Raw genomic sequence first — 9,739 nt, forward strand, 5'->3', positions numbered from 1 at the left:
CACCCGTCGTCCCCGACCGTCCAGCGTCGTCCGCTCGGAGAGAAGCCGGGTGTATCGAGGGTATGGTGGGACGTTTAGCCCCCTCGATTCCCCAGAAAGAGAAGTGTGCGTGACCATGGCCGCCGATGTCGTGTGGATGACTCCCGCAGCGCTGGAGAAGCTCCAGCTGGAACTGACGGACCTGACATCCGCCGACCGCGAGTTGACCGAGCGGGAGCAGGCCAGGGTCATCGAGTTGAAGAGTCTCGTCAGTCGCGCCGAGGTGACCTCCAAGCCAGACGACGGTCTCGTCGAACCCGGCATGCGCATTGAGGCACGGACGGAGGAGGACGGCTCCGTCTTGGAGTTCGTGTTGGGGTCGCGGGAGTTGCTCGACCTTGACGCCTCGCTCGACGTGTCTGTCTTCTCTCCCGAGTCTCCCATCGGCTCGGCCATCAACGGCTTGCACGTAGGAGACACCGCGGTAGTCCAGGCCCCCAAGGGCTCCGTGACTCTCACGATCTTGAGGGCGACTCCCGTCGCCTGACCACCCCCAGCGCCGTCCACGATCCCGGTCAACTTTTCGGGTCGCGACTTGACGCCCGTCGCGAGAGGTACCCCCATGCCTGCACTTCACGAGCAACTCATCCCCGTCTTCGAGGAAGTGGTGAACCGCAACCCCGGTGAGACGGAGTTTCACCAAGCCGTGCGCGAGGTCTTCGAGAGCCTCGGTCCCGTGGTGGCAAAGCACCCGGAGTATGCCCAATCGTCTGTAATTGGCCGACTGTGTGAGCCGGAGCGCCAGATCATCTTCCGCGTGCCGTGGGTCGACGACGCCGGGCAGGTGCAACTCAATCGCGGCTTCCGCGTTGAGTTCAACTCGGCGCTTGGCCCGTACAAGGGTGGCCTCCGCTTCCATCCGAGCGTCTACCTGGGCATCGTCAAGTTCCTGGGTTTCGAGCAGATCTTCAAGAACTCGCTCACCGGAATGCCGATTGGGGGAGGCAAAGGCGGGTCCGACTTCGACCCCAAGGGCAAGTCGGACGCCGAGGTGATGCGCTTCTGCCAGTCGTTCATGACGGAGCTGTATCGACACATAGGCGAACACACAGACGTCCCGGCGGGGGACACAGGTGTGGGCGCCCGCGAAATCGGCTACCTCTTTGGCCAGTACAAGCGCATCACCAACCGCTACGAGTCCGGGGTGCTCACCGGCAAGGGACTCACGTGGGGCGGCTCGCAGGTGCGCACGGAGGCGACCGGCTACGGCACAGTGTTCTTCGTTCACGAGATGCTGCACGCTGCAGGTGAGTCGATTGAGGGCAGGCGCGTGGTCATCTCAGGCTCCGGCAACGTCGCCATCTACGCGGCAGAGAAGGTGCGTGAACTGGGCGGCACGGTGATCGCCGTCTCTGACTCAGGCGGCTACGTGGTCGAGGAGGGTGGCATCGATCTCGAGTTGGTGAAGGACATCAAGCTCTCGCGGCGTGCCCGCATCGAGAAGTATGCGCAAGAGCGGGGCAACGGTGCGCGCTACGTGACTGGCGGGAGCATCTGGGAGGTGCCGTGTGACGTAGCGCTGCCCTGTGCGACCCAGAATGAGCTCACGGCTAGCGACGCTGCCACGCTGATCCGCAACGGCTGCAAGGTGGTCGCCGAGGGCGCCAACATGCCGTCAACGCCAGACGCGGCACGCGCCTTCCAAGAGGCGGGCCTGCTGTTCGCCCCTGGCAAGGCGGCAAACGCTGGCGGAGTCGCGACCAGCGCGCTCGAGATGCAGCAGAATGCCTCGCGAGACTCGTGGAACTTCGCCTACACCGAGGAGCGGTTGCGCATCATCATGCGAGGCATTCACGACAGATGCCTCACTACGGCCGACGAGTACGGATCTCCTGGCAACTACGTTGCGGGCGCGAACATCGGCGGCTTCACGCGGGTCGCCGACGCGATGCTGGCGTTCGGGGTCGTGTAGCGGCCGCACGCACACGGCGCTACGGCCTTTGGGAGAACCGCTCCAGCAGCTCGCCGTCGCCAGCGACCACCAAGAGGTCATCTGGGCGAATGGTCGTGTCACGCCCCGCGTACTCGAAGTCCTCGCCTGGGGACTTCACGCCGATCACTTGGATGCCGTACTTGTTGCGCAGGTCGAGTTGGTCCAGGCGGAAGTTGTGCGTCTCCTTGGGGGGACGCATCTTCACGATGGTGAAGCCGTCTTCCACCTCGATGTAGTCGAGCATCTTGCCGCCCACGGAGTGCGCGACCCGCGCGCCAGCGTCGGCCTCTGGCAAGACGACGTGGTGGGCGCCGATGCGTTCCAGGATGCGTTGGTGCTCCGCCGTGGTGGCCTTCGCCCAGATCTCCTTGATGCCGATGTCGACGAGGTTGCCGGTGATGAGCACGGACGCCTCAAGTGAGGTGCCGACACCTACGACGGCCGCGCCGAAGTCCTTGGCGCCGATCTGTTCGAGCGCGCGGGGATCTGCGGCGTCGGCCTCGACCACTGGCAGGCGTGCGGACCACCGCTCCACAAGGTCGGGGTCTCTCTCCACCGCGAGTACCTCGACGTCCATGAGGTCGAGGGTGTCCGCCAGTGCAGAGCCGAAGCGGCCTAGCCCAATGACAAGGACGCCTTGGTCTTGAGTCTCGTTAGCCAATGAGGGGCCTCTCCTTGGGGTAGCGCACCACGCGCCGCCGCTTACTCAACGCTAGCGCTGCGACCACGGTCAGCGAGCCGACACGTCCTACATACATCATGACGACGAGGGTGGCCTTCGCGTCCGCCTCTAGCGTCGGCGTGATGCCGGTGCTCAGCCCGCAGGTCGCAAAGGCGGACACGACCTCATACAGGGCCTGGTCCAACTTGATGCCCGTCTGCCACAGGAACACCGTGGTTCCCAGGATCACGACGGCCAAGCTCACCAAGGTGACGGACACCGCGAGGCGCAGGATTTCGGTGCCGATGCGCTTTCCGAAAGCCTCGATGTCGCGGCGGCCACGCGCCTCCGCCCAGATCGCGAGGAGCAGCACGGCCAGCGTCGTCACCCTGATGCCGCCAGCGGTCGACCCTGAACCGCCGCCGATGAACATCAGCACGATCTCGAGTAGCCAGGTTGTCTCGCGGGCCTGTCCGATATCAATAGAGGCAAAGCCCCCCGAGCGTTGATTGATGGACTGGAAGAAGATGTTGCCGATCGTCTCCGCTGTGCTGGCGTGGCCAAGCGTGTTGGGGTTGGTCCACTCGAACAGTGCCAAGAAGGTGGCGGACACCACCGTGAGCCCAGCGATGGTGACGAGCGTGAGCTTGGTGTGCAGGGTCCAGCGGCGGGGGCGGCGCCACTCGCGCAACACGTTCAGGTAGACGGGGAAGCCCAGCGCCCCCACAAAGACACCCAGGCCGATGGGCAAGAGCATCCACAGGTCTCCCGCGTACGGAATGAGGCCGATCGGGTCGGGCACAAAGCCAGCGTTGTTGAACGCGGAGATCGCATAGAACACCGAGTAACCTGCCGACTTACCCAGGCCGTAGTCGAGCGTGAGGAAGCGCGGGAACAGCGCGAGCGCGATGATCGCCTCGGCCGTGGTGGACACGATGACGATGGTTTTCAGGAGCGAGCGCAAGTCGCCAAGTCCGGTGGCGCGCGCCTCGCCCGCCGCGAGAATGCGCTGGGTCAGTCCGAGACGCCTGCTCACGGCAAGTCCCACCAGAGACGCAAGGGTCATGATGCCAAGGCCACCGACTTTGATCCCGATCGCGATGATCGTCAGACCCATAGGGGACCAGTAGGACCCGGTGTCGACAGTGACGAGGCCTGTGACGCAGACGGCACTGGTGGCGGTGAACAGCGCATCGATGAACGGCGCGCGATGCCCATCCACCGTGGCGCCCGGCAGCGACAACAGGCCCGTGAACAGCAGGATGACGGAACCGAACGCCCCCAACGCGATGCGTGCGGGGTGCTGCAAAGCGAGATTGTCGAGCTGGTCGCCGACCCATTCGCGCGTCGTCCGCTGGCTGGCCATCCCACTCCTTTCCCGTCTGTCCCGTGTGCAGTGGGTGCCGCTGGGGGACACCAGCACCTACTGTGGCACGCGAACGCGCCCGCCTTGATAGTCATCGGCACTTTTGGTCTTCTTCACAACGGTGCAGGCAACCCCTACAGTGGGAGAGGCATTCAGCCGATAGAACCGGCGAGTGCATCAAAGGAGACTTGGGTTGTCTGAGAACACGTCGCTGCGCTTCCTCACGGTTGCGGAGGTTGCCGACATGTGCCGGGTATCGCGCATGACCGTGTACCGATGGGTACACAACGGAGACCTGCCCGCAGTGCGGTTCGGGAAATCCTTCCGAGTGCCCCAAGCGGCGGCGGAAGAGTTCGTCGAGCGCGCGGCCATCACGTCCGATCTGGACCAGGATGGCGGTTCGGGCGTCACGGCTGTAGGCTAAGACACCGTGTCACGCGCCCGTCGCGTGCCTCCGCCAGCCGCAAGCATCCGAACAAGGTAGGTTCCGTGGGTTCCGTCATCAAGAAGCGTCGCAAGCGCATGTCGAAGAAGAAGCACCGCAAGCTGCTTCGCAAGACTCGCCACCAGCGCCGCAACAAGAAGTAGGCGCTGTCAACGCTGAGCCCGTGCCCGTCGAGGGTGCGGGCTTTGTCGTGTCCGCACCCGCGGAGCCTGCCTACACAGCGTCGTCAGCTACCGCGCCGCGGCGCCTCTTGAGCGCCCGCAAAGGCGTGAGCAGCGTGTGCCCGATGCCTCGCAGCACCTTCATCGTGATCCACACAAAGCCAGTGAGGCTCGATCGCACGATCGAGCGCCGACCCTGAGGGTTGCGTCCCCGGAATTCCTGGATGGGCCACCCATTCCGTTTGGCGTGGCGTCGCAAGCGCGAGTCGGGGTTGATGGCGCAGCCGTGACCCACCGCGCCCAGCATCGGCGCGTCGTTCATGGAGTCGCCGTAGGCGAAGCACCGCGACAGGTCGAGCTCCTTGCGAGCGGCCAGTTCGCGCACGGCGACGGCCTTGGCCTCTCCGTGCATCATGTCGCCCACGAGCCGCCCCGTGTAGAGGCCTCCCTTGTGCTCCGCGATCGTGCCAAGCGCCCCTGTGGCGTTGAGGCGACGCGCAATGAGACGCCCGATCTCCACTGGCGAGGCGGTCACAAACCACACCTCGTGGCCCTGGGCGCGGTGCTCGTCGATGAGCGCCTTGGTGCCGGGGAAGATGCGCATGGCGAGGATTTCGTCGTAGACCTCTTCGCCGATTGCGGCCATCTCGGCCACCGACCAGCCCTTGATGATCGATAGCGCCTCACTGCGCACCGACGTCATCTGTTCCTGCGACTCGCCAAACACCACATACTTGAGCTGTTCCCAGCCAAACCGGATCAGATCGCGGTTGCGAAAGTAGCCCCGTTGCTTGAGACCGCGCGCGATGTGGAAGGCACTGGCGCCGCGGATGATCGTGTTGTCCACGTCAAAGAATGCGGCGACAGGGTTCGGCGCGACCGGCTCCTGACGCGTCATGAGGCCAGCCTAACTGCGTACGGAGCGGTCGCGAGCCCCAGTTCCGAAGGACCGCGCCCCCGGTGGCGTGACCGCGCAGAATGTGCGCTGGCAGCCCGCAGGTTTCGTCCAGAGCCAAGTCGGCCTAGTGTTGCGGTGTGAATGAGCGCGTCGTGCTGTACACCCGCAAGGGCTGCCATCTGTGTGACAACGCCAGGCAACTCGTGCTTGAGGTGTGCGCCGAAAACGGTGTGGCGTGGCGGGAGGTCGACATCGACACCGACCCGGCAGTGCGCGCGCGACTGAGCGACCTGACTCCCGTGGTCGAGGTCGACGGCGTGCAAGTGGGGTACTGGCGAATCCGTCCGGAACTGGTGCGCCTCGCGCTCGACACGAACCCTGGCGTGGTGGGGGGATAATAGGCAGATGCCGACAGTCCACCTTGTGCGTCACGGTCATGTACACAACCCGGATGGCGTGCTGTACGGTCGCCTGCCGTCGTTTCGCCTGTCAGACACCGGGCGCCAGATGGCGGACGCCGTCACGGAGTACTTGGTCGAGACCGGGCTGCCAGTGTCCAGGGTGATCGCGTCTCCACTGCAACGCGCTCAAGAGACCGCCGCTCCCATCGCCCGCGCCTTCGGCCTGGATGTAGACACCGAGCCGCGCATCATCGAGGCAGGCAACGACTACGAGGGCGCGCCCCTGCAGTCGGGTGTCAAGGACTTCATTCACCCGCGCAATTGGTGGAAGCTTCGCAACCCCTGGCGGCCGTCGTGGGGGGAGCCGTATCAGGATCAGGCCGAACGCATGTGGGCGGCCATTCACGACGCCGCCGCTGCCACTCCTGAGGGCGACACCGTCATGGTCAGCCACCAGTTGCCGATCTGGGTGACGCGCACGGCGTTCGAGCGACGTAGCTTCCTCCACGATCCCCGCAAGCGGCAGTGCGCCCTGGCCTCTCTGACGTCGTTCCGCTTTGAGAACGGCACACCGGTCGAGATGACGTACGCCACCCCCGCCGCTCACATCAAGGCGCCCAAGTGACCAGGCGGGCCAGGCTGGCGGTGCTGCTCGCGGTGGTGGTGGCGATCGCGTTGTGGCTTACCGCGTGTGCCCCGCCTGACGCGGACACGTCGCCCGGCTACGTCTCTGGTGACGGCGCCGTCACCGAGTGGGCCGTCGGGGAGCGGCCGGGCCCCCTCGAACTGACCGGTACCGGCATCGATGGCTCCGCCCTGGACGTCACCGACTATCGCGGCGAGGTGGTCGTGGTGACCACCTGGTACGCCACGTGCCCCCCATGCCGCGCAGAGGCTCCAGACCTGGTCGAGCTCGACGCGGTCGACGGGGTGAGCGTGCTGGGCGTCAACGTCCGCGACGACGCCGACACGGCCAAGGCGTTCGAACGCACCTTCGGCGTCGAGTACCCCTCGCTCAACGGCGCCGACGGAACCGCAATCGCCCAACTTCAGGGCCTCGTGGCGGTGCGCGCCGTGCCGACCGCGCTGATTCTGGACCCGGACGGCTACGTGGCAGCCCGCGCCGTCGGCCGGATTGAGCCCTCGACGCTGCGAGCGCTCGTGGACGCCGCGTCTGGCGGCGACGCCGACGCGCCCACGGACGGCGCGGAGGCTCCCGAGTGATCGCAGGCCTGGGCGGCACCTTCGCGGACACCGTGCTCACGGGATCGCTGCTCTTGGCGCTCCCGGTGGCGCTTGTCGCTGGCGTGGTCAGTTTTGTGAGTCCGTGCGTGGTTCCCCTAGTGCCCGGCTACTTGGGCTACGTCTCGTCGATGGCTGGCGCGGGCACGCCGGGCCGCAACTCGCGGCCCAGGCTGGTGCTGGGCGTACTGCTCTTTGTGCTCGGGTTCACCGCCGTGTTCGTGGTGCTCGGGGTGGCTTTCGCGTCGCTCGGCGCACAAGTGGAAGGGCAGCTCGACGTCATCACCCGCATCTTGGGCGTGCTGGTAGTGGTGATGGGCCTCGTCTTTCTCGGCTCGGTGCCGTTCATGCAGCGCGAGCGGCGCATCCACCTGTCCCCCAAGGCCGGACTGTGGGGGGCGCCGCTCCTGGGCGTCGTGTTCGGGCTCGGCTGGACCCCGTGCATCGGCCCCACCCTGGCCGCCGTGCTGACCCTGTCCCTCAGCGAGGCGACGGCCGCTCGGGGCGTGATCCTGGCGGTCGTGTACTCGCTGGGGCTGGGGCTGCCGTTCATCGCACTCGCGGTGTGGATGGAGCGTTCGCAGGCCGTGCTCGCATGGTTGCGGCGGCATCGGCTGGCGCTCATGCGCGTCGGCGGCGGCATGTTGATCGTGCTTGGTCTGCTGCTGGTGACGGGGCTGTGGACGCTACTCACGGGTGAGATGCAGGGGTGGATTGACGGGTTCTGGGTAGCCGTATGAGCGACGCGTCCCGCCCCGTAGAACCCGAGGCGCCAGAGCAGCCCAAGCGCTTCTCCGTCGACAACTACGCGTACCCGCAGGCCCCACGGCTCGGTGTGCGCGGGTGGCTGCGCTGGGGCTGGCGCCAAGTCACCTCGATGCGCCTTGCGCTGGTGTTGCTGCTGCTCCTTGGCCTCGCGGCGATTCCCGGCTCGCTGCTCCCCCAGTGGCCGCAAGACGCGGCCAAGACGCAGTCCTTTGTTGACAACAACCCCTTCTGGGGGCCGGTGCTGGACGGCGTGGGGATGCTGGACGTCTTCGGCTCGGCCTGGTTCACGTCCATCTACGTGTTGCTGTTCGCGTCGCTGGTCGGCTGCATCGTGCCCCGTGCGATCACCCACGGCAAGGCCGCCCGCACGGCAGTGGCCGCCGCTCCCCGCTCGCTTGCGCGCTACGACGGGCGCCTCGAGGACTCCTCGCCGCTGACCGCCTCCCACGCGGCCGACGCTGTGGTCGCCTGGGGCCGCGGAAGGGGCGTCGGCCGTCTGGTGGGCTACCGCTCCCGCGTGGACGAGCGCACCGCCCGCGACGGCACGCCCCAGCTGGCGGTGGCTCTCGAGCAGGGTGCTCTGCGCGAGTGGGGGAACTTGCTGTTCCACACGGCGCTCGTCGGGGTGTTGTTCTCGATGGCGTTCGGTGCCGCGTACACCTACCGAGGTCAGGCCGTGCTGGTCGAGGGGCAGACCTTCACCAATGCGGTGGTCGCATACGACTCCTTCGAATCCGGTCGGCTGTTCGACCCGGCGTGGCTCGACCCGTTCACGCTGCGCCTCGACCAGTTCGAGTCGTCGTTTGATGCGGCGGGGCGTCCTGTGTCGTTCCGGGCCGACGTGACGGTGACGAGGCCAGGCGACGCGGCCTTCACCGACAGCATCCGCGTCAACCACCCGCTCGAGGTCGAGGGCGGCAAGATCTACCTCCAGGGCAACGGCTACGCGCCGTCGTTCACGGTGAAGGACGCCGACGGCAACATCGCCTTCTCCGGCGCCGTCCCCTTCTTGCCTCAAGACGGTGCCTACACGTCCACGGGCGTTGTCAAGGTGCCGGACGTCACCAGCGGGGAGCAGCTCGGGTTCCGCGCCACGCTCTACCCGTCAGCGGCCCCCACGGCCGACGGCAACATCGTCTCCGTGAACCCGCAGCCCACCAACCCCGTCATCCTGCTCACGGCGTACACCGGCGACCTGGGGCTCGACACCGGCATCCCGCAGAACGTCTATCAATTGGACGAGTCCCAACTCAGCCCCGTGCGCGGGGACGACGGCCTGCCCTTGGTAGTAGACCTGCGGCCGGGCGACACCATCACGCTTCCCGACGGCCTCGGCACGGTCACATGGGAGTCGCTGCCACGGTTCGTGGCGCTCGACCTGCGCGCCGACCCATCCCTGCCGTGGATCCTTGCCACGTCGCTCGCGTCACTACTGGGCATCGGCATCTCACTGTTCTCTCCGCGTCGGCGGCTGTGGCTGATTCTCACCGCCGGTGACGGAGAACGTACACTCGTGGAAGCCGCAGCGCTCGCGCCCCCGCACGACGAGGCGGCCACCCGCGCACTCGCGAGCGCCCTGGCAGTTGCCACGGGAAGGCCCGCGCCCCGTCCCCGTGCGCGCCAGGAGGACTAGTGAACGTGACCGACCTCAGCCTGATGTCGCTGTGGACCGCTTCCACCCTGTACGCGATCGCCATGGTCGCGTACTCCGTGCGGCTGTCCCGCGTGGCAGAGCAGCGCATGAACGCGCGCCAGGCCGCCTTGGTGGACGCCGGAGCGGCCTCGGCAGGCGACGCCGACGCGGCTCCGCCCGATCCTGCCGTGG

12 protein-coding genes and 1 pseudogene are annotated in these 9,739 nt (G+C 66.7%); 10 read left to right on the forward strand and 3 right to left on the reverse strand.

The annotated features are described in order from the left end of the window. The first annotated feature begins 115 nt into the window (after nt 1–115). Nucleotides 116–526, forward strand: a complete 411-nt coding sequence (locus QZZ33_RS02935) for a GreA/GreB family elongation factor (protein ID WP_291378035.1) — start codon at nt 116–118, stop codon at nt 524–526. Between the two features lie 75 nt (nt 527–601). Then, nucleotides 602–1,951 carry an NADP-specific glutamate dehydrogenase gene (gdhA, locus tag QZZ33_RS02940; RefSeq protein WP_291378036.1) on the forward strand — a complete coding sequence of 450 codons (1,350 nt, stop codon included), beginning with the start codon at nt 602–604 and terminating at the stop codon, nt 1,949–1,951. Nucleotides 1,952–1,970: 19 nt separating this feature from the next. Here gdhA and QZZ33_RS02945 read toward each other — a convergent pair whose 3' ends face one another. Then, on the reverse strand, nt 1,971–2,633 hold the full coding sequence (locus tag QZZ33_RS02945; RefSeq protein WP_291378037.1) for a TrkA family potassium uptake protein: 663 nt from the start codon (nt 2,631–2,633) through the stop codon (nt 1,971–1,973). Beyond that, complete coding sequence (locus QZZ33_RS02950) at nt 2,626–3,999, reverse strand: potassium transporter TrkG (RefSeq protein WP_291378038.1); 1,374 nt, start codon at nt 3,997–3,999, stop codon at nt 2,626–2,628. The genes QZZ33_RS02945 and QZZ33_RS02950 overlap by 8 nt, the downstream gene beginning before the upstream one ends. Before the next feature lie 193 nt (nt 4,000–4,192). On the opposite strand from QZZ33_RS02950, the gene QZZ33_RS02955 reads away from it, so the two are divergent. Both QZZ33_RS02955 and QZZ33_RS02960 read left to right on the forward strand, forming a co-directional pair. After that, the gene (locus QZZ33_RS02955; RefSeq protein ID WP_291378039.1) at nt 4,193–4,423 is read left to right on the forward strand and encodes a helix-turn-helix domain-containing protein; all 231 of its coding nucleotides are present in this window, start codon (nt 4,193–4,195) and stop codon (nt 4,421–4,423) included. 65 nt (nt 4,424–4,488) lie between these two features. Further along, nucleotides 4,489–4,587 (forward strand): AURKAIP1/COX24 domain-containing protein, encoded by a 99-nt coding sequence (locus QZZ33_RS02960; protein ID WP_005504750.1) that lies wholly within the window; start codon nt 4,489–4,491, stop codon nt 4,585–4,587. A gap of 70 nt (nt 4,588–4,657) precedes the next feature. Here the strand turns inward: QZZ33_RS02960 and QZZ33_RS02965 are convergent, their stop codons facing one another. Beyond that, a complete protein-coding gene (locus tag QZZ33_RS02965) occupies nt 4,658–5,503 on the reverse strand; it encodes an HAD-IB family hydrolase (RefSeq protein ID WP_291378042.1) in 846 nt (281 codons plus the stop codon). A 137-nt stretch (nt 5,504–5,640) separates the two neighbouring features. Here QZZ33_RS02965 and QZZ33_RS02970 point away from each other — a divergent pair, with 137 nt between their 5' ends. From QZZ33_RS02970 to QZZ33_RS02995, 6 genes and pseudogenes are all read left to right on the forward strand, one after another. Then, on the forward strand, nt 5,641–5,901 hold the full coding sequence (locus QZZ33_RS02970; protein WP_291378045.1) for a glutaredoxin family protein: 261 nt from the start codon (nt 5,641–5,643) through the stop codon (nt 5,899–5,901). Nucleotides 5,902–5,908: 7 nt separating this feature from the next. Continuing rightward, nucleotides 5,909–6,529 carry a histidine phosphatase family protein gene (locus tag QZZ33_RS02975; protein WP_291378046.1) on the forward strand — a complete coding sequence of 207 codons (621 nt, stop codon included), beginning with the start codon at nt 5,909–5,911 and terminating at the stop codon, nt 6,527–6,529. Beyond that, nucleotides 6,526–7,128, forward strand: coding sequence for a TlpA disulfide reductase family protein (locus QZZ33_RS02980; RefSeq protein WP_291378048.1), 603 nt, complete (start codon nt 6,526–6,528; stop codon nt 7,126–7,128). The genes QZZ33_RS02975 and QZZ33_RS02980 overlap by 4 nt, the downstream gene beginning before the upstream one ends. Continuing rightward, a complete protein-coding gene (locus QZZ33_RS02985) occupies nt 7,128–7,886 on the forward strand; it encodes a cytochrome c biogenesis protein CcdA (protein ID WP_291378052.1) in 759 nt (252 codons plus the stop codon). The genes QZZ33_RS02980 and QZZ33_RS02985 overlap by 1 nt, the downstream gene beginning before the upstream one ends. Beyond that, complete coding sequence (locus QZZ33_RS02990; RefSeq protein ID WP_291378050.1) at nt 7,883–9,547, forward strand: cytochrome c biogenesis protein ResB; 1,665 nt, start codon at nt 7,883–7,885, stop codon at nt 9,545–9,547. The genes QZZ33_RS02985 and QZZ33_RS02990 overlap by 4 nt, the downstream gene beginning before the upstream one ends. 5 nt (nt 9,548–9,552) lie before the next feature. Next, nucleotides 9,553–9,739, forward strand: a pseudogene (locus QZZ33_RS02995) (c-type cytochrome biogenesis protein CcsB); the annotation flags it as partial.

This window comes from Demequina sp., assembly GCF_016278775.1.
GTDB lineage: Bacteria > Actinomycetota > Actinomycetes > Actinomycetales > Demequinaceae > Demequina.

Bases quoted from the DNA above. Each gene is read 5' to 3' on its own strand.
- QZZ33_RS02935 (WP_291378035.1), top strand. From the start codon at position 116: ATGGCCGCCGATGTCGTGTGGATGACTCCCGCAGCGCTGGAGAAGCTC.
- gdhA (WP_291378036.1), top strand. From the start codon at position 602: ATGCCTGCACTTCACGAGCAACTCATCCCCGTCTTCGAGGAAGTGGTG.
- QZZ33_RS02950 (WP_291378038.1), bottom strand. From the start codon at position 3,999: ATGGCCAGCCAGCGGACGACGCGCGAATGGGTCGGCGACCAGCTCGAC.
- QZZ33_RS02965 (WP_291378042.1), bottom strand. From the start codon at position 5,503: ATGACGCGTCAGGAGCCGGTCGCGCCGAACCCTGTCGCCGCATTCTTT.
- QZZ33_RS02975 (WP_291378046.1), top strand. From the start codon at position 5,909: ATGCCGACAGTCCACCTTGTGCGTCACGGTCATGTACACAACCCGGAT.
- QZZ33_RS02990 (WP_291378050.1), top strand. From the start codon at position 7,883: ATGAGCGACGCGTCCCGCCCCGTAGAACCCGAGGCGCCAGAGCAGCCC.